This window comes from Pseudokineococcus sp. 1T1Z-3 (assembly GCF_037482365.1).
Taxonomy (GTDB): Bacteria; Actinomycetota; Actinomycetes; order Actinomycetales; family Quadrisphaeraceae; genus Pseudokineococcus.
The window spans coordinates 18,363-36,019 of record NZ_JBBHZF010000023.1 but is presented as its reverse complement, the minus strand read 5'-3'; the positions used below and the strand labels follow the sequence as shown (position 1 = coordinate 36,019).

The window sequence follows — 17,657 nt, the reverse complement described above, 5'->3', positions numbered from 1 at the left end:
ACATCGGCAGGACGTCCCGCCACTTGAGGCCCCGCGACTCGACGCCTGCCGCCGGCTGGCCTCAGTCGGGCGCGTGCTGGCGCAGGTACCGGCCGAAGTGGGGGACGGTGAAGGCGATGCGGCCGCGCTCGGCGCTCCAGACCAGGCCCTTCTTGAGCAGGGCGTCGCGGGCGGGGGACAGGGACTGCGGCTTGCGGCCCAGCCGGGTCGCGACCTCGGAGGTGGCGACGGCGCCGTCGCCCGCCTCGGCGCCGAGGTCGGCCATGGCGCGCATGTACTCCCGCTCGGCGGGCGTGGCCCGCTCGTAGCGGGAGCCGAAGAAGCCGACCGCCAGCTCGGCCTGCGCCTGCGGGGCGGCGACGGCGACGTCCTCGGCGCTGATCGGCGACGACGTCGCGACGTCCCACACGGCCTTGCCGTAGGCCTGCACGAAGTAGGGGTAGCCCTCGGTGGCCTCGTGCAGCGCGGCGAGGGCGTCGGGCGTGTAGTCCGCGTCCTCCTCCTGCGCGGGCGTGCGCAGGGCGCGGTCGGCCTGCTCGCGGTCCAGGGCCCCGATGCTGACGTAGCGGAACAGCCTCTCGCTGTAGCTCTTCGACGCCGACAGGACGGCGGGCAGGTGCGGAAGCCCCGCGCCGACGACCAGCAGCGGCAGGCCCTGCTGGCTCAGCTCGTGGCAGGCCGCGCACAGCGCGGAGACGTCCTCGGGCATGAGGTCCTGCATCTCGTCGACGCAGACGGCGATGCCGCGGCCGGTGCTCGCGGCCAGCCCGGCGACGTCGGTGAGCAGCTCGACGAGGTCGATCTCGACGTCGCCGGAGTCGGCGCGGCCCACGGCGGCGGGGACGTCGATGCCCGGCTGCCAGCGGTCGCGCAGCCTGGTGGCGCCCCGGGTGGACCGCGCGCCGGCGCCGGCGGGCGCGGGCTCGGAGGCCCGCAGCGCGAACGCCTTGACGACGCCGAGCACCTCTGCGGCCTCGTCGGGGTTGCGGCCCGAGAGCTCGCGCACGGCCTGGTGCAGCGCCGCGGCGAGGGGCCGGCGCAGGGGCTGGTCGGGGCGCGCCTCCAGCTTGCCGGTGCCCCAGCCGCGACGGACGGCGGCCGAGCGCAGGGCGCCCAGCAGCACGGTCTTGCCGACGCCCCGGAGGCCGGTCAGGACGACCGAGCGCTCGGGGCGCCCGCGCGCGAGGCGCTCGAGGACGACGTCGAAGGTCTGCCGCTCGCGGTCGCGGCCCGCGAGCTCGGGTGGGCGCTGCCCCGCCCCGGGGGCGTAGGGGTTGCGCACGGGGTCCACGGGCGGACGGTAGCCATGCGCACGTCGCCGGCCCGGGACCTCTGGGCCTCTCTAGGCGTGTCGCGAGACGAGGGCAGACGCCCGCCTGCGCGTCCCGCCGGCTACTTCACCCGCGGTGCGTCGCCGACCTCGCTGACCATCGGGCGCCCGGCCTCGAGCCAGGCGCCCATGCCGCCCGCGACGTCGACCGCGTCCACGCCGTTCTGCTGCAGCCAGGCCACGGCACGGGCCGAGCGTCCCCCGGACCGGCAGACGACGTGGGCGCCCTCCTCGGGCAGCTCGCCCAGGCGTGCGGGCAGGTCGCCGAGCGGGATGTGCAGCGCCCCGGGCGCGTGGCCGAGCTCCCACTCGTCGTCCTCGCGGACGTCGACGAGCACGGCGTCGTCGGGGACCTCGGCGGCGGGGGTGCGGGGGACGTCGGTCACGGGGGCTCCTGCTGGTGGTCCGGCGCTTCAGTGATTCGGCGTGCTGGTGCTCCGGCGACGGTACGGCGGGTGCCGGGCCGGCGCGACGGCGCTGGGCGGGAACCCGCCGGAGGTCTCGTGCGTCGCACGACCATGATGGCCGCAGCGGACCGCCGCCGACCCGTCACCGCCCGCCGAGGAGGCGCCATGCCCGTCCACGCCGACCCCGCACGCGTCGGGCCCGCACGCGTCGGGCCCCACGTCGACCTGGGCGCTGCGAGCCGGACACGCCGTCCCCGCCGCTCGTCCGTGGGGGCGCTCCTGCCGGGCCTGGCGCTCGTCGTCGCGCTCGGGGCCTGCGGCCAGGACGGTGACGACGTCGCCACCGGCGCGCCCTCCGCGGGCGACCCGGTGCCCAGCCTCGCCACCCCGACCGAGCCCAGCCCGACCGGCCCCAGCCCGACCGGCCCTGGCTCGACCGACCCTGGCCCGACCGACCCCGGGACGACCGACCCTGGGGACCCCGACGCGGGGGCGCTCGCGCCTCCGGTGGCGCTGGGGGACCTCGGCGCCGAGATCACCGTCCAGGTGGACGACGGCCAGGGCAACCTGCAGACCTACGACCTGGTCTGCGACGGCGAGCAGGGCGGCGGCACGGCCCCCAACCCGGCCGCCGCCTGCGAGGCCCTGGCCGCCGCGGGTGGCGCGCGGGCCCTCGGGCTCAGCGCCCCGAACCAGTCCTGCACGCAGGTCTTCGGCGGGCCGGAGACGGCCGTGGTCTCGGGCACCGTCAACGGTGAGGTGGTCTCGGCCGACCTCTCCCGCAGCGACGGCTGCGAGATCAGCCGCTGGGACGCCCTCGTGCCCCTGGTGCCTGCGGCCGGCGCCTGACGACGTCGGGCGGCGCGACCTCCTCGCCGCCACAGTGGTCGCATGAGGTCGCGCAGCAGCAGGTGGCGCAGCAGCAGGGCGGGCACCGCGCGGGCGGCCGGGGCGGGAGCCGGCGACCGGCTGCCCGGCGTCGTGCTCGTCACGGGCGCCTCCAGCGGCATCGGCCGCGCGACGGTGCTCGCGCTGGCCCGTCCCGGCGCGGTGCTCGCCGTCTGCGCGCGCGGACGTGAGGCCCTCGACGCCGTCGCCGCCGAGGCCCGGCTGCGCGGGGCCCGCGTGCACGTGCTGCCGCTCGACGTGGGGGACGACGCCGCCGTCGAGGACGCCGTCGCCGAGGTGGTGCGCCGCGAGGGGCGCCTCGACGCCGTCGTCCACTGCGCCGCCGTGGTCGCCTACGGCGACCTCACCGAGGTGCCCGCCGACGTGTACGAGCAGGTCGTGCGGACCGACGTCCTCGGCACCGCCAACGTCGCCCGGCACGCGCTGCGCCGCTTCCGTGCGCAGGAGGCGGGCACGCTCGTCCTGCTCGGCTCGGTCCTCGGGCACATCACGGCACCGTGGATGTCGGCGTACGGGCTCAGCAAGTGGGCCGTGCGCGGCCTGGGACGCACGCTGGTCGTGGAGAACCGGCCCTACCCCCGCATCCACGTCCGGCTGGTCTCGCCCGGCGGGGTCGAGACGCCGGTGTACCGGCGGGCCGCCACCTACCTCGGCCGGCACGGCAAGCCGCCCCTGCCGGTGTACCGCCCTGGCACGGTGGCGGCGCGCGTCGTCGCCGTCCTCGCCCGCCCCGCCGCCGCGCGCCGCGACACCCAGGTGGGCTGGGCCAACCCCGTCATGGTCGCCGGCTTCACCCTCCTGCCCGGCGTCTACGACGCACTCGTCGGGCCCGCCCTGCGCCTGCTCGGCCTCGACCGCCGCCAGGTCGCCGACACCAGCGGCAACGTCGACGACCTCTCCGCGGACTCCGACCCGACCGGTGACGACGCTCCCGCGCGCCGTCGCACGCGCGAGTCGCGCTGACCGGGGCGACCCACCAGTCGTGCGAGCACGAGGACGGGAAGCTCTCGGCGAGGCCCGGGGGGCGACCCGTGGCACGGTCACCTCCCACGCAGGCCACCCGGAGCAGGTGCCGGGCGGGGAGGGTCAGCGCAGGAGGCGCGACATCCGCCGGTCGGCGAGCTCCTTGCCGCCGGTCTGGCAGGTGGCGCAGTACTGCAGGGAGCGGTCGGCGAAGGAGACCTCGCGGACGACGTCGCCGCAGACGGGGCAGTCGGCGCCCGTGCGGCCGTGCACGCGCATCGCCGAGCGCTTGGCGTCCTTCAGCTCGGCCGCAGGCCGCCCGCGGGCCGCCGCGACGGCTCCCTCCAGGACGGCGTGCAGCGCGACGTGCAGCCGGTCCACCTGCTGCTCGTCCAGGCGCCCGGCGACGGCGAAGGGCGACAGGCGGGCGGCGTGCAGCACCTCGTCGCTGTAGGCGTTGCCGACGCCCGAGAGCAGGTGCTGGTCGCGCAGCAGCCCCTTGACCTGCTGCCGCGAGCCGGCGAGCAGCCGGACGAGCGCCGCCCGGTCGAACGCCGGGTCGAGGGGGTCCGGCCCCAGCGAGGCCACCTGCGGCACCTGCGCGGGGTCGGGGACGACGTGCACCGCCAGACGCTTGCGCGTGCCCGCCTCGGTGAGGTCGAAGCCGCTGCCGTCGTCCAGGCGGACCCGCAGCGCGACCGGCCCCTTCCCCGGCCGGGCCGGGCGCTCGGGGACGGCGTCGTACCAGCGCAGCCACCCGCCGCGGGAGAGGTGCCACACGAGGTGCAGCCCGTCGACGCCGAGGTCGAGCCACTTGCCGTGACGGTCGGCGGAGAGGACCTCGAGCCCGGCCAGGGCGGTCGGCGGCGGCGCGTAGGTCTTGAGCACGCTGATGGCGGCGACCTCGACGCCCGCGACGACGCGCCCGACCGCGCGCTCGCGCAGGAAGTCGGCGAGGGCCTCCACCTCGGGCAGCTCCGGCACCCTCCTACTGTGCACCTCCTCCTGGGGGCCGTGTCCTGGGCACCGCCGACGCGACCCCCGCCCGCGCCGACGGCACGCGCCGCACGCCGCCGGACGGGTCGAGGTGGGGCACACTTCATCCACGTGCTGACGTCCCGGCGCGGCGAACGGGCGACAGCACCCGTCCGCGCGGCCGAGGCGCTGCCGCCCGGCGTCACGGCTGCCGATGCCTGCACGACGGCGCCGGCCGGCACGCCGGCCGAGCTCGCCCCGGGGGGCGTCGAGGAGGAGGAGGCGCGGTGGCCGACGGCTCTTACCTGCCCCTGGCCCGGCAGTCGGTGGTGGACGCGACCGGACGCCGCGTCGGCTACGAGCTCCTCTTCCGTGGACCCGGTGGCGCCCTGCCCGGGGGAGAGGGCTGGGACCTCGCCGCCCAGGACAGGGCGACGTCGAGCGTCATCGCGACCGCCTTCGGCGGGGTCGCGGCGGACTCGCTCGCCGACGGCGGGCTGCTCTTCGTCAACCTCACCCGCACCTTCCTGGTCGGGGACGCCCCGCTGCCGCTCGACCCCGAGGGCGTCGTCCTGGAGGTCCTGGAGGACGTCCCCGTCGACGACCTCCTCCTCGCCGGGCTGGCCCGGCTGCGCGCGCAGGGCTACCAGCTGGCCCTGGACGACTACGCCGGCGACGACGAGCGGCTGGTCCTCGTGCCGCTGGTCGACGTCGTCAAGGTCGACCTCGCGGCCGTCCGGGCGCGGGAGAGGACCCCCGCCGAGGTCGCCCACCGCTGCCGCGAGCTGGCGCCGACGGTGCAGCTGCTCGCCGAGCGGGTCGAGGACGCCGCCGACCTCGCCGAGTGCGCCCTCGCCGGGTACACCCTCTTCCAGGGCTTCTGGTTCGACCGTCCCCGCGTCGTGGAGGGCGTCTCCCTCTCACCGTCCCAGCTCGTCTGCGTGCGCCTGCTGGGCCTGCTCAGCGACCCGCGCACCGACGCGGCCCAGGTGGAGCACCTCGTGCGGGAGGACCCCGCCCTGGCGTTGCGGGTCCTGCGGTGGGTGGGCTCGGCGGCCAGCGGCGTCCGCGGCGAGGTGACGTCGGTCGGCCAGGCCCTCACCCTGATGGGACCGCGCACGCTGTCCTCGTGGCTGGTGCTGGCCATGCTCGGCGAGCAGGCGCACCACGAGGTCGACGACGTCGTCCGCGTCCTCACGCGCGCCCGGACGTGCGAGATGCTCGCGCCGCACCGCGGCGTCGCCGACGAGCACCACACCGTGGGCCTGCTGTCGGCGGTCGCGGAGGTCCTCGGGTGCGACGTCTCCGAGCTGGTGCGCAGCACGGGCCTCAGCCCGGCCACCGCCTCGGCGCTGCTGGCGGGCGAGGGGTCGCTCGGCAGGCTCCTAGCCGCGGTCCGGGCCGTCGAGGGTGACGGCCTGTGGCCGGCGGACGCCCTCGCCCTCGACCCGGGCGCGGTCGCCGCGGCCCACCTGCGGGCGCGCGCCTCGGCCCTGCGGACCGCGCGCACGCTGGTCGGCGTGAGCCCCTGACGGGCTCGTGCGCCACGGTGCGCCCGCGACCGGTCTCGCCCTGCGGACGAGCGCTCCAGGTGCGGCGCCGGGCTGCCGATGGGGTGGCAGCAGGCACCTGGGGAGGTGCCGGAGCCCCCAGGAGGTCAGCGGTGCGCGTACTCGTCGTGGACGACAGCAGGGTCATGAGGCAGATCGTCATCCGGACGCTCCGCCAGGCAGGGCTCGGCGACCTCGAGGTGGTCGAGGCCGCCGACGGCGCCGCCGGTCTCGAGGCCGTCGCGGAGCATGCTCCCGCGATGGTGCTCTCGGACTGGAACATGCCTGGCACCAGCGGCATCGAGTTCCTCGAGCAGCTGCGGGCCAGCGGGGACACGACGCCGTTCGGCTTCGTCACCTCCGAGGCGAGCGCGGACGTCCACGCCCGCGCGGCGGCCGCCGGCGCCGCGTTCGTCGTCACCAAGCCGTTCACGCCCGAGATGCTCGGCGAGCAGCTGGAGAGCGCGCTCGCGGCGGCGGCGTCGTGAGCGCCGAGCGCGAGCTCCCCACCAACCTCGACATCCGCGAGGTGCTCGAGGGTCTCCTCGGCCGCGACGTCGTCCCCAGCCCCGGCAAGGGCGCGAACGGTGACGACGCCGCCGGCACCGTCGCCGTCTACTCCTCCGGCCCGACGCCCGCCGGCCTGCTGGCGATGGACCTCGCCACCTCGGCGATCCTCGGTGCGGCCATCGGCCTCGTCCCGAGGGGCGGCGCAGAGGCGGCGATGGAGGACGGCGAGCTGTCGCCGCTCCTCGCCGAGAACCTCGCCGAGCTCCTCAACGTCATGGCCCCGCTCGTCCCCGTCGACGACGGCCACCACGGGCGTCTCCACGAGGTCTACGGCAGCGGCACCGCGTGCCCGCCCGACGTGGCCGACGCCCTGCGCCGGCCGACCGGCCGCCTCGACCTCACCCTCGAGGTCGCCGGCTACGGCAGCGGCCAGCTCTCCCTGCTGCTCGTCTGACGCCGCGGCCAGACCCCGCGACCTCCAGCCCCTGACGAGCGCCAGACCTCTCACGAGCTCCGGACCCCTCATGAACAGCGGGCTCCCGCCGATGCAGGCGGGGGCTCACCGCGCCGCCGCGCGGCACGACAGACGACAAGGAAAGCAGGGCAGCCGTGGCCGACCAGTCGCTCGACGGCATGGACGACATCGTCGCGGACTTCCTCGTCGAGTCCGCCGAAGGTCTCGACGAGCTCGACCAGCAGCTGGTGGCGCTGGAGCGGGACCCCTCGTCCCGCTCCCTGCTGGCGGCGATCTTCCGCACGGTGCACACCGTCAAGGGCACGAGCGGGTTCCTCGCCTTCTCCGACCTGGAGCGGGTCGCGCACGTCGGCGAGACGCTGCTGGCCCGGCTGCGGGACGGGCGGGCCACCGCCACCCCGCACACGGTGACCGTGCTGCTGCACCTCGTGGACGCCCTCCGCGAGCTGCTCGACCGCATCGAGACGACGGGCACGGACGCCGGCGTCGACCTCGCCCCGGTGGTCGCGGAGATCCAGGCCGAGCTGCAGGCCGGCGACGGCGCACCCGCGCCGCCGGCCGAGCCGGGACCGGACGCCCCGGCGGGGCTGACCGTCGAGCCGGACGCCGGGCGCTCCGCGCCCGCCAAGGGTTCTGGCGCCCGCCCGAAGCCCGCAGCCGCCAAGGCCGCGCCCGCCAAGTCCCAGCCCGCCAAGTCCCAGCCCGCCAAGCCCGCGGCCGCCACGGCCGCGCCTCCCAAGCCCGCCGCCGCCACGGCCGCGCCCGCCAAGCCCCAGCTCGCCAAGCCCCAGCCCACCAGCTCCCAGCCCGCTCCCGAGCCCGCCCCCGCGCCCTCCGAGCCGGCGGCCCCTGCGCCGGCCGCCCCCGCGTCCAGCGCCCAGCGCCCAGCGCCGGTACCGGCGCCCGAGCCGGCGGCCCCGGCCGCTGCGCCCGCCGAGGCGTCGGGCGGGCGCCGCAGCAGCGACTCGACGGTGCGCGTCGACGTCGACCTGCTCGAGCAGCTCATGGCCATGGTCGGCGAGCTGGTCCTCACCCGTAACCAGGTGCTGGAGCGGGCGGCCGCCTCGGCGGACCCGCAGATGATCAAGGTGGCCCACCGCCTCGACCTCGTCGCCGCCGACCTGCAGGACGGCGTCATGCGCACCCGGATGCAGCCCATCGACCACGTGTGGTCCCGGCTGCCCCGCATCGTCCGCGACCTCGGCGCGCAGCTCGGCCGCCAGGTGCGCCTGGTCACCGAGGGGGCCGACACCGAGCTGGACCGGACGCTCCTGGAGGCGGTCAAGGACCCGCTGACCCACCTCGTGCGCAACGCCGTCGACCACGGCCTGGAGCCGGCGGCCGACCGCCGCGCGGCCGGGAAGGACCCGGTCGGCGTCGTCACGCTGCGCGCCCGGCACGAGGGCGGGCAGGTGCTCGTCGAGGTCTCCGACGACGGCCGCGGCATGGACCCCGCCGTCATCGGCGCCCGCGCGCTGGAACGGGGCCTCGTCGACGAGGCGGGCCTGGCGAAGCTCTCGACCGCCGAGGTCCTCGGTTTCGTCTTCGCCCCGGGCTTCTCGACGGCCGCAGCCGTCACGAGCGTCTCCGGCCGGGGTGTCGGCATGGACGTCGTCAAGACCAACATCGAGGGCATCGGCGGCTCGATCGAGCTGGAGTCCGTCCTCGGCCAGGGCAGCACCACCCGCCTGCGGGTGCCGCTGACCCTCGCGATCATCCCCGCCCTCGTCGTGGCCTGCGGCGAGCACCGTTTCGCCGTCCCGCAGGGCGGGCTGCGCGAGCTGGTGGGGCTGCCGTCCGGACCCGAGGGCACGAGCACCGAGCGCGTCGGCGAGGTCGAGGTGCTGCGCCTGCGCGGCCACCTGCTGCCGCTCGTCCGGCTCGACGACGCCCTGGGCCTGGAGCCGGTCGCCTCCGAGGACGAGCCGCACGACCGGGTGGTCGCCGTCCTGGAGACGGTGGGCCGCCGCTTCGGCCTCGTCGTGGACAGCGTCGTCGGCACCCAGGACATCGTCGTCAAGCCGCTCGGCGGCGCCCTCGCCGGCCTGGAGCACTTCTCCGGCGCCACGATCCTGGGCGACGGCGGGCTCGCGCTCATCCTCGACCTGCAGGCGCTCTCGCGGTCCGCCCGCGAGCAGGACCTCACCTCGCGCGCCGAGGAGGTCACCGAGTCCCAGCAGGAGGTGACCCAGCTGCTGCTGGCCGAGGTGGGCTCGCGGCACGTCGCCGTCCCGCTGGAGATCGTGGCCCGCCTGGAGGTCGTCGCCGCCGGCGGGCTTGAGCGCATCGGCACCCGCTGGGCCATGCAGCAGCACGGCGTCGTCATGCCGGTGCTCGACGTCGCCGAGCACCTCGGCGAGCACGTCGGCCCGCGCGAGGACGTCGCCCTCATCGTCCACTCGGTCGGGAGCCGATCGGTGGCCCTCGCCGTCGACGGCATCCTCGACATCGCCCCGGCGGTGCCGGCCGGCATCAGCAACCTCGGGGCGCCGGGCCTGTCCGGCTCGGTCGTCATCGACGGGCGCATCGTCGAGCTGCTCGACGTCCGCCAGGCGCTGCTGGCGGCCGACCCGCGCTTCTACGACGAGGTCGACGGGCCCACCCGGGGCTCCACCTACAAGGTGCCGCGCCCGAGGGCGCTGGCCGCGACCGAAGGAGCCGGACGATGAGGAGCGAGAAGGGCCAGAGCGCCAAGGGCACCAGGGGCGCGAGGGGCCCGGGCGAGGGCCGGCGGACCGGGTACGTGACGTTCGAGCTGGCCGGTGGCCTCTACGGCATCGCCGTCCTCGACGTGCAGGAGGTGCTCACCGAGCAGCGGCGCACCCGTGTGCCGACGGCGCCGCCCGAGGTCGCCGGCCTGGTCAACCTCCGCGGCCAGGTCGTCACGGCCATCGACCTGCGGCTGCGCCTCGGCCTGCCGCCGCGCCCCCAGGGCGCCCGCTCCACCGACGTGGTCGTCCGCATCGGCGACGAGGCCGTCTCCCTGCTCGTCGACGGCATCGGCGACGTCGTCGAGGTCGAGGACGACGACCTGGAGCCGCCGCCGGACGGGCTGTCCGGCCCCATGGCCGACCTCGTCCTCGGCGCCCACCAGCTGCCCGACCGCCTGCTGCTGCCGCTGGACGCCGTCCGCGCGGCCTCGCTCGACGTCTCCGTCTGAGCCGGCCCCCGCCTGGCCGGCGGCGCCAGCCCGCACCTCCTCGTCGCCCCTGGAGCACGCGATGTCCGTCACCTCCCGCCCCGCCACCGCCTCGCCGGCCGGTCACCCGCGCCCCGACCTCACCAGCCTCACCGGACTCGTCGCGCTGGCCGTGGGCGCGCCGTGCGTCGCCCTGCTCGTCGGCAGCGTGCTGGCAGGCCTCGTCGTCGCCGGGATCGGCTCCGCGGTGCTCGTCGCCGCGGTGGCCGGCGTCATCGCCCTCGGGGGCGTCGCCGTCGCCACCAGCCTCGCCCTCCTCGTCCGCCGCCGCCTCACCGAGGGGGTCTCCGCGCTGGGGAGCGTCATCGAGGCCATGGGCCGCGGTGACCTGACCGTGGGCTACGCCGCCGTCGGCGTGGCCGAGGTCGACGAGGTCGGGCGGTCGCTGGCGCAGGCGCAGGCCTCGCTGGCCGCCTCCGTCCGCACGGTGAGCCGCGACTCCGCCGCCCTCGTCCGGTCCGCGCGGGACATGGCGGTGGCCGCCGACGGCATCGCCCAGTCGGCCCGCGAGACGGCGAGCGAGTCCGAGGGGGTCTCCACCACGGCCGAGCAGGTCGCCGACAGCGTCCGCCGTGCCCTCGCCGGCGCCCAGGAGATGGGCGCCTCCATCGACGAGGTCTCCAGCAACGCCTTCGGCGCCGTCGAGGTGAGCGGCCGCGCGGTCGACGTCGCGCACCGCACGACCACGCTCGTCGAGCGGCTCGGGGACTCCTCCCGCGAGATCGGCAAGGTCGTCAAGGTCATCACGAGCATCGCCGAGCAGACGCACCTGCTGGCCCTGAACGCCACCATCGAGGCCGCCCGCGCGGGGGAGGCCGGCCGGGGCTTCGCCGTCGTCGCCAACGAGGTCAAGGAGCTCGCCGGGGAGACGGCGCGCGCCACCGGCGACATCTCCACGCGCGTCGCGGCCATCCAGGGCGACACCGAGGCCGCCGTCGCCGCCATCGCCGAGATCGGCAGCGTCATCGACCAGGTCAACGGCTACCAGGGCACCATCGCCTCGGCCGTCGAGCAGCAGACGAGCAGCACCGGCGGCGTCAGCCGCAGCGTCGAGGAGGTGGCCGCCGGCTCGGGGCGGATCGCCTCGACGATCACCCGGCTCTCCGGCGCCGCGGCCCGCGCCGACCAGGGCGCGGCGCGCGCCCAGACGACGGCGCGCGACCTCGGCGCCCTGGCCGCGAGCCTGCAGTCCTCCCTGCGCCACCTGCGGACCTGAGCCCGTGGCCTACGGCCTCGCCAGCTCGCCCGTCCTCGGCTTCGACCTGGTCCGCCAGCCGGCGGGGGTCCAGGTGGCCCGGGTGCTGCGCTACGCCGTGGGCGCCGGCGCCGAGCACGTGGCGGCGCTCGCGCACCTGTGGGGGCCCGGCGCCGCCGAGCGAGCCGACGAGCTGGCCCGGCGCCAGCAGGCCCGCGGCCCGCGGCGCGGCGGCGCGCCCTCGCTGGGGCTGGCCCGGGTCCTGCTCGAGGCCGGCGCCGCCGACGAGGCCCGGCAGCTGCTCGAGACCAGCCCCGTGCTGCCCGTCGAGGACCTGCGCGGGCTCGTCGCCGACGTCGTCGTACCGCAGTGCTGGGCCGTCCCGACCGCGCTGCACCCGCGCGGCGACGGCGCCGACGTCCTGCCGCCCGCGGTGCGCGAGGACGCCGCCAGCGCCGTCGCGCTGGCCCTCCTCGAGGCGACGACGGGCGGGGCACCAGGTGGTGAGGGCGGCCGTGAGGGGGGCGTGCTCGCGGCCGCCACCCGGCTCGCCCCGCCGGCGAGTGGCCGGGTGACGGCGGCCGCCGCCGGCGCACCCGCCGCGGCGGCGCTGCTGGGGCGGCTGTCGCGGGCGACGCGCCCAGAGCTCGAGCGGCTCTGCGGGGCGGTGCTCGCACCCTCCGACGCCTCCCCGGCCCGCGGCACGCCGGCGCCCCCCGGCGCGTGGGCCGAGCAGGTGCACCGGGCCTCGTGGCGGCTCGAGGAGCTCGGTCGCACCGAGGCCGCGGCGTGCCTGCAGCTGGACGCCGTCGGGCTGGCCCGCGACGCCGGGCTCGACGCGGCCCTCGCCGCCCGGGGGGCCTGGCAGGCCCTGAGCGGCGCGCTGCACGCCGTCCTCGCCGACGCGGAGCCCGGGCTCGTGGCGGCGTGGTCGGCCGTCATGGGCGCGCCCACGTCGGCGCCCGGCCTGCCTCGCCCCCGGCGTGCGCCGTGACCGACCCGCCGTCGGTGCTGCTCGCGGTCTCCTGACGCAGCCGGTCCGCGGACGCGGCCAGCCTGCTGATGCAGCCGGGCTGCGGCCGCCGCCAGGCTTCAGTCGAGGCGCCGACGCGCCGACCAACAGGTGTGCAACCAGTCCGGGTCCTCCTCGTGGACGACTCCTCCGTGCTGCGCAGGCTCGCGGCCCGAGCCCTCGACGTCGAGGGCCTGGAGATCGCCGGGGCCGCCGCCGACGGCGAGGAGGCGCTCGCGCTGGTGGAGCAGCACGCCCCCGACATCGTGCTCATGGACGTCGAGATGCCCACCATGGACGGCGTCGAGGCGCTCGTGCAGCTGCGCCGGCTGGGCCACAACGTGCCCGTCGTCCTCATGGGTGCCGGGCGGGAGGACCAGGACAGCGCCGCGGCCGCCTGGCGGGACGCCGGTGCGGCGGCCGTCGTCGTCAAGCCCTCTGGCACCGGGTCGGCGGCCGAGGCGATCGAGCTCGTGCGCCGCGAGGTGGTCCCCGTGCTGCGGGCGCTCGTCCCGCGCGGGCGCCCGCGCCCCCTCGGGGCCCCGGCGGCGCCGGTCGGCGCCGACGAGACCCTCGGGCTGCTCCCCGACGAGCCCGGGCCGGCCGGTCCAGCGGCACCGGCGGTGCCAGCTGTGCTGGCGGCGTCGCCCGGGCCGGCTGCGCCAGCGCAGCGCGACGCCTCCGGCGTCAGGGTCGTGACGAGCTCGCGCGTGCCCACCGCCGTCGTCGCGGCGCCGCCCGCACCGCCTCGCCGCCCGGCCCCGTCGGTCCGGGCCGTCGTCCGGCAGGCCGCTGCGCCCGTGGTCCCGCCGCGGCCCCGGGTACCCGGGGCCGCCTCCCTGCTCGCGGTCGGCGCCTCGACGGGAGGCCCCGACGTCCTGATGCGCCTGCTGCGCGAGCTGCCCGCCGACCTGCCCGCGCCCGTCGTCGTCACCCAGCACATGCCGCCCGGCTTCACCCGCCAGCTCGCCGAGCGGCTGGACCGGGTCAGCCGGCTGCACGTGCGTGAGGCCCAGGACGGCGACCACCTCGTCGCCGGTCTCGTGCTGCTCGCCCCGGGAGGCCTCCACCTGGAGCTGCACCGCGGCGAGGGGGGCCTCGTCGTGGCGCTCACGGACGGGCCCCCGGTGCAGCACTGCAAGCCGTCCGTCGACGTCATGCTCACCTCGGCCGCCGAGGTCAGCGGTGGCGTCGTCGCCCTCGTCCTCACGGGCATGGGCTCCGACGGCCGCAGCGGCTGCTCCGCGGTGCGCCGCGCCGGGGGCACGGTGCTCGTGCAGGACGAGGCCACGTCCGTGGTCTGGGGCATGCCGGGGTCGGTGGCCCAGGCCGGGCTGGCCCACGCCCTCGTCGCGGCCGGCGACCTGGCCGCGGTCGTCGGCGCCGTCGTCCGTCGCGGCCGTGCGGCCCTGCCCGTGGCGGAGGTCGGCGCATGAGCATCGCGCGGCCCGAGACGCGGACGAGCGGGGGCGGCGAGATCGCGCCGGACTCCTTGGCGTGGGTCTGCGCCGTCGTCCGCGAGGAGTGCGGCGTCGTGCTGGACGCCTCGAAGGACTACCTCGTGCTCTCCCGGCTGCGCCCGCTGGCCACCCGCGAGGGCGTCACGGTCCAGCAGCTCGTCGACCGGCTGCGCCGCAGCGGCCGGGGAGAGCAGCGCCAGCTCGTCGAGGCCATGACGACGAACGAGACGTCGTGGTTCCGCGACGGCGAGCCCTTCCACCATCTGCGGGACGTCGCCCTCCCCACGCTCGCCGAGGCGCGGCGCGGCGTTCGGCAGCTGCGGGTGTGGTCGGCGGCGTGCTCCACGGGCCAGGAGCCCTACGGCCTCGCGATGCTGATGGCGGACGCGCCGGCGCTGGCCGACTTCCGGGTGGAGGTCGTGGCCACCGACGTCGACCGCACGGCGCTGGCGACCGCCCGGGAGGCCACCTACTCCCAGACCGAGGTCGGCCGCGGGCTGCCGGCGGACATGGTGGCGCGGTACCTGGAGCGCGTCGGGCTGCGCTGGCGGGTCAAGGAGGACGTCCGGCGTCGGGTCCGCCTCGGCGAGGGCAACCTGCTCGCCCCCGCGGGGGCGGACCCGCGACCCTTCGACATCATCTTCTGCCGCAACGTCCTCATCTACTTCGACCCGGCCGACCGGCGCGCCGTCCTGGAGCGCCTGCACCGCAGCCTCGCCCCGGACGGCCTGCTGGTGCTGGGCGCCGGCGAGAACGCCGTGACCCCGGGGGACACGCGCTGGGCCCGGATCGGCAGCCCGCGCTCGGCCCTCTTCCGCCCCATCGGCGAAGGCGGCGGCCCTGGGGTGGGCCCGGGGTCGGGCCCTGGGTCGGGCACCGGGCGCGTCCTCGCTGCCCCGGCCCCCGAGCGGCGCCCGGCGCCCCTGGCCCGGCCCGGCGTGCGCGTCCCCCCGACCGGTGGCCAGCCGACCGGTGGCCGTCCAGCTGGCGCCCCCTCGACCGGTGCCCCTGCGGCGGCTCCCGCGGGCGCTTCCTCCGCGGTGAGGCGTCCGTCCCTGGAGCGTCCGGCTCCGCCGTCGCGCCCGTCGCCGGCAGGTGGTGCGCCGTCGCAGGCACGCACCTCGCCGGTGAGCGGTCCGTCGTCGGCCGCACCGGCGCTCGCGCGGCCCCTGCCCCCGGCACGGGTCGCGCGCACCGGCCTGGCGCAGAGGCTCTCGGGGCTGGGGGCGGCGCGGGCAGAGCTCGAGGCGGCGTCCGAGCGTGCGCCGCTGGCCCGTCCGCAGACCCGGTGGGCGGGGGCATCACCACTCCCGGCGGCGTCCTCGGCGCGGGCACCCCTCGCGCGACCGGTGGCCCGCCGCCCCGGTGCGCCCCCCGAACGCCCCACCGCCCGACCACCCCGACCCACCACCCCCATCTCCGGAGGAGAGCCATGATCGGTCTTGTCGTGGACGACTCCCGGGCGATGCGACGCATCGTCCGCGGCAGTCTCGAGCGCGCCGGGATGGAGGTGCTCGAGGGCGCGGACGGCCAGCAGGCGCTCGACGTGCTCGACGCACACCTCGCGGGAGGCGGCGAGGTGCCTGCCATCGCCACCATCGACTGGAACATGCCGGTGATGGACGGCCTCGCCCTCGTCGTCGCCCTCCGGCGGCGCCGCGAGCTGCGCTCGATGGCACTCATGATGGTGACGAGCGAGTCCGAGCAGGCCCAGGTCGTCCGGGCGCTCGCCGCCGGCGCCCACGAGTACCTCTTCAAGCCCTTCACCGAGGACGCGCTGTTCGACAAGCTCGAGCTGCTCGGCCTCATGGAGCCCGCGACCGCGGGGGAGACCTGGTGACCACCATGGACGCTGCAGCAGCCGTCTCGACCGGGGACATGGTGGCGCTGGTCGGTGACCTCTGGACCTCCGTCGTGCCTTTCCCCGAGGAGGGGGCGGCTCCCGTCGAGGCGACCTGGCCCTCGCCGGCGCAGGCCGTCGTACGGGGCACCGTCGACGTCGAGGGCGCCGCCGACGTCGAGGGCGCCTGGTCCGGCTCCGTCGTCGTCTCCTGCGACGAGGAGTCCGGGCTGCGCTGGGCGCGGGCGATGCTCGCCCTGGAGGAGGACGCCACGGCCGCCGACGTCGAGGACACCGTCGCCGAGATCGCCAACGTCCTCGGCGGGGCCGTCAAGGCCCAGTGCGCCGGTGGGGGGCGGCTCCTGCTGCCCGTCGTCGACCACGGCGAGGTCGGGGTCGGCCCGTCGGACCCGCGTGCGTCGCTCGCCGTCAGCCTCAGCTGGCCCGACGCGCCCGACGCCGTCTTCACCGTCTCGCTCCTCGACGCCTGAGGCGACCGACCGGCCGACACTCCGGTCTTGGGTCGAGCGCCCCGAGCCGGCACCGCGTGCGCAGCAGCCCCGACCGAAGCCCGGTCGGGGGCTGCTGCGCGTCCGGCCGCCGTGCTCCTGCGTCGCCATGCACCCTGAGTCGCCCCGCCGCTGCGGGGCTCGCCGCGCCACTGCGGCGCCTGGGCGGGCGATGACGTCGGCCCGGCTCGGCCCTGGTGGCGGCGGGTCGGCCACGGGCTCCCGGTGCTCAGGCGCGCCTGGCTGAGCCCACCCGCGCGGACGCCGACGACCCCGCCCCGACGAGGACGTCGGTGGCGGGGTCGCGTGGAGCAGGGGTCGGGCGAGCGCTACCAGATCTTCCGGGGCGAGCCGTGGCGGGCGACGTAGGCGCCGTCGTCGGGGGTGAGCGCGTCGACCGTGGCCTCGCGCCGGACCTGGGCCGGCACCTGCAGCCGGGCCGGCACCTGGGCCCGCTCCCGGACCTGCTCGTGGGCGCGCTGCTGGACCTGCTGCGGGACCTGCTCCTCGGCCAGGGCCAGGGCGCGAGCTGCAGAGGCGCTGCGGTCGAGCTGGAGGCTGCTCTGCACCTGCGTCGTGACGATGCCGGTGTCGAGGCTGTAGACGGCGGCCACGACCGAGCACCGGCCGCCGTCGATCGCCGCGAGCAGGGGAGAGGCGCTGCCCTGCAGCTGCTCCGCGGTGGCGACGGCGTGGTAGCGCACCAGGTCCTCGAGGCCGGCGACGCCGGCGCGCTGGGCCCGGTGCAGGCAGGGCAGGACCTTGTCGACGACGTCGCCGATGGCACCGTCGGGGCGGGCGGCGCCGCCGAGCACCTGGGCGGCGGCGTCCACGGCGCCGCACCGGTCGTGGCCCAGCACGACCACGAGGTTCACGTGCAGCGCGTCGACGGCGTACTGCACCGAGCCGAGGACGGCGTCGTCGACGACGTGGCCGGCGGTGCGCACGACGAACAGGTCGCCGATGCCCTGGTCGAAGAGGATCTCCGCAGGCACGCGGGAGTCCGAGCAGCCGAGGATGACGGCCCGCGGCTCCTGGCCGTCCACGAGCGCGGTGCGGCGGGGGCCCCCGCGAGCGTCGGCGGCGGTGCTGACCTCGCCGACCCAGCGGGCGTTGCCCTGCAGGAGCGAGGCCCAGATGTCGCTGGGCCGACCGTGCTCCGGCCGAGAGGACGAATTGCTGGCGGCCACGGCCGTCTCCTTGCTGTCGCGGTGGTGCGGGACCAGGGGTGCTGGGGTGGTGCTGTCGGGGTGGACCTGCTGAGGGGCGCAGGTCAGGACGAGCGGGACGGGCCGGCCGGAGACGACGACGGCCGCACGAGGC

Annotated in this window: 17 protein-coding genes; 13 read left to right on the top strand and 4 right to left on the bottom strand. The window is 77.3% G+C overall.

From position 1 onward, the window contains the following. Positions 1-61: 61 nt before the first annotated feature. Positions 62-1,291, bottom strand: coding sequence for an ATP-binding protein (locus WDV86_RS07600; RefSeq protein ID WP_339567009.1), 1,230 nt, complete (start codon positions 1,289-1,291; stop codon positions 62-64). Between the two features lie 101 nt (positions 1,292-1,392). Continuing rightward, positions 1,393-1,716, bottom strand: coding sequence for a rhodanese-like domain-containing protein (locus WDV86_RS07595; RefSeq protein ID WP_339567008.1), 324 nt, complete (start codon positions 1,714-1,716; stop codon positions 1,393-1,395). Between the two features lie 186 nt (positions 1,717-1,902). On the opposite strand from WDV86_RS07595, the gene WDV86_RS07590 reads away from it, so the two are divergent. Together WDV86_RS07590 and WDV86_RS07585 are read left to right on the top strand one after the other, a co-directional pair. After that, a complete protein-coding gene (locus WDV86_RS07590; RefSeq protein ID WP_339567007.1) occupies positions 1,903-2,586 on the top strand; it encodes an SSI family serine proteinase inhibitor in 684 nt (227 codons plus the stop codon). A gap of 42 nt (positions 2,587-2,628) precedes the next feature. Then, positions 2,629-3,609, top strand: coding sequence for an SDR family NAD(P)-dependent oxidoreductase (locus WDV86_RS07585; protein ID WP_339567006.1), 981 nt, complete (start codon positions 2,629-2,631; stop codon positions 3,607-3,609). Positions 3,610-3,732: 123 nt separating this feature from the next. Here the strand turns inward: WDV86_RS07585 and WDV86_RS07580 are convergent, their stop codons facing one another. Next, positions 3,733-4,593, bottom strand: a complete 861-nt coding sequence (locus WDV86_RS07580; protein ID WP_339567005.1) for an Fpg/Nei family DNA glycosylase — start codon at positions 4,591-4,593, stop codon at positions 3,733-3,735. Between the two features lie 278 nt (positions 4,594-4,871). Here WDV86_RS07580 and WDV86_RS07575 point away from each other — a divergent pair, with 278 nt between their 5' ends. The 11 genes from WDV86_RS07575 (at position 4,872) to WDV86_RS07525 (ending at position 16,316) form a co-directional block, all read left to right on the top strand. After that, positions 4,872-6,116 (top strand): EAL and HDOD domain-containing protein, encoded by a 1,245-nt coding sequence (locus WDV86_RS07575; RefSeq protein WP_339567004.1) that lies wholly within the window; start codon positions 4,872-4,874, stop codon positions 6,114-6,116. A gap of 83 nt (positions 6,117-6,199) precedes the next feature. Continuing rightward, the gene (locus WDV86_RS07570) at positions 6,200-6,622 is read left to right on the top strand and encodes a response regulator (protein WP_445262984.1); all 423 of its coding nucleotides are present in this window, start codon (positions 6,200-6,202) and stop codon (positions 6,620-6,622) included. Further along, positions 6,619-7,098 carry a hypothetical protein gene (locus WDV86_RS07565; protein ID WP_339567002.1) on the top strand — a complete coding sequence of 160 codons (480 nt, stop codon included), beginning with the start codon at positions 6,619-6,621 and terminating at the stop codon, positions 7,096-7,098. The genes WDV86_RS07570 and WDV86_RS07565 overlap by 4 nt, the downstream gene beginning before the upstream one ends. A 155-nt stretch (positions 7,099-7,253) precedes the next feature. Next, positions 7,254-9,788: a chemotaxis protein CheW gene (locus WDV86_RS07560; protein ID WP_339567001.1), complete on the top strand. Its 2,535-nt coding sequence runs from the start codon at positions 7,254-7,256 to the stop codon at positions 9,786-9,788. Beyond that, the gene (locus tag WDV86_RS07555) at positions 9,785-10,279 is read left to right on the top strand and encodes a chemotaxis protein CheW (RefSeq protein ID WP_339567000.1); all 495 of its coding nucleotides are present in this window, start codon (positions 9,785-9,787) and stop codon (positions 10,277-10,279) included. Before WDV86_RS07560 ends, WDV86_RS07555 begins: the two co-directional genes overlap by 4 nt. Positions 10,280-10,340: 61 nt before the next feature. After that, positions 10,341-11,534, top strand: coding sequence for a methyl-accepting chemotaxis protein (locus tag WDV86_RS07550; RefSeq protein WP_339566999.1), 1,194 nt, complete (start codon positions 10,341-10,343; stop codon positions 11,532-11,534). A 4-nt stretch (positions 11,535-11,538) separates the two neighbouring features. Then, positions 11,539-12,507: a hypothetical protein gene (locus WDV86_RS07545; RefSeq protein ID WP_339566998.1), complete on the top strand. Its 969-nt coding sequence runs from the start codon at positions 11,539-11,541 to the stop codon at positions 12,505-12,507. 68 nt (positions 12,508-12,575) lie between these two features. Then, complete coding sequence (gene cheB / locus WDV86_RS07540) at positions 12,576-13,961, top strand: chemotaxis-specific protein-glutamate methyltransferase CheB (RefSeq protein ID WP_339566997.1); 1,386 nt, start codon at positions 12,576-12,578, stop codon at positions 13,959-13,961. Further along, a complete protein-coding gene (locus WDV86_RS07535) occupies positions 13,958-15,421 on the top strand; it encodes a CheR family methyltransferase (RefSeq protein ID WP_339566996.1) in 1,464 nt (487 codons plus the stop codon). The genes cheB and WDV86_RS07535 overlap by 4 nt, the downstream gene beginning before the upstream one ends. Next, positions 15,418-15,825, top strand: coding sequence for a response regulator (locus WDV86_RS07530; protein ID WP_339566995.1), 408 nt, complete (start codon positions 15,418-15,420; stop codon positions 15,823-15,825). Before WDV86_RS07535 ends, WDV86_RS07530 begins: the two co-directional genes overlap by 4 nt. 5 nt (positions 15,826-15,830) lie before the next feature. After that, positions 15,831-16,316, top strand: a complete 486-nt coding sequence (locus WDV86_RS07525; protein WP_339566994.1) for a chemotaxis protein CheX — start codon at positions 15,831-15,833, stop codon at positions 16,314-16,316. A 347-nt stretch (positions 16,317-16,663) separates the two neighbouring features. On the opposite strand, the gene WDV86_RS07520 is transcribed toward WDV86_RS07525, so the two are convergent. Next, positions 16,664-17,524 carry a carbonic anhydrase gene (locus WDV86_RS07520; protein ID WP_339566993.1) on the bottom strand — a complete coding sequence of 287 codons (861 nt, stop codon included), beginning with the start codon at positions 17,522-17,524 and terminating at the stop codon, positions 16,664-16,666. Positions 17,525-17,657: the final 133 nt, after the last annotated feature.

Excerpts from the sequence above, each read along its gene's own strand:
- WDV86_RS07590 (WP_339567007.1), top strand. The coding sequence starts at position 1,903 with ATGCCCGTCCACGCCGACCCCGCACGCGTCGGGCCCGCACGCGTCGGG.
- WDV86_RS07585 (WP_339567006.1), top strand. The coding sequence starts at position 2,629 with ATGAGGTCGCGCAGCAGCAGGTGGCGCAGCAGCAGGGCGGGCACCGCG.
- WDV86_RS07555 (WP_339567000.1), top strand. The coding sequence starts at position 9,785 with ATGAGGAGCGAGAAGGGCCAGAGCGCCAAGGGCACCAGGGGCGCGAGG.
- WDV86_RS07550 (WP_339566999.1), top strand. The coding sequence starts at position 10,341 with ATGTCCGTCACCTCCCGCCCCGCCACCGCCTCGCCGGCCGGTCACCCG.
- cheB (WP_339566997.1), top strand. The coding sequence starts at position 12,576 with ATGCAGCCGGGCTGCGGCCGCCGCCAGGCTTCAGTCGAGGCGCCGACG.
- WDV86_RS07535 (WP_339566996.1), top strand. The coding sequence starts at position 13,958 with ATGAGCATCGCGCGGCCCGAGACGCGGACGAGCGGGGGCGGCGAGATC.
- WDV86_RS07530 (WP_339566995.1), top strand. The coding sequence starts at position 15,418 with ATGATCGGTCTTGTCGTGGACGACTCCCGGGCGATGCGACGCATCGTC.
- WDV86_RS07525 (WP_339566994.1), top strand. The coding sequence starts at position 15,831 with ATGGACGCTGCAGCAGCCGTCTCGACCGGGGACATGGTGGCGCTGGTC.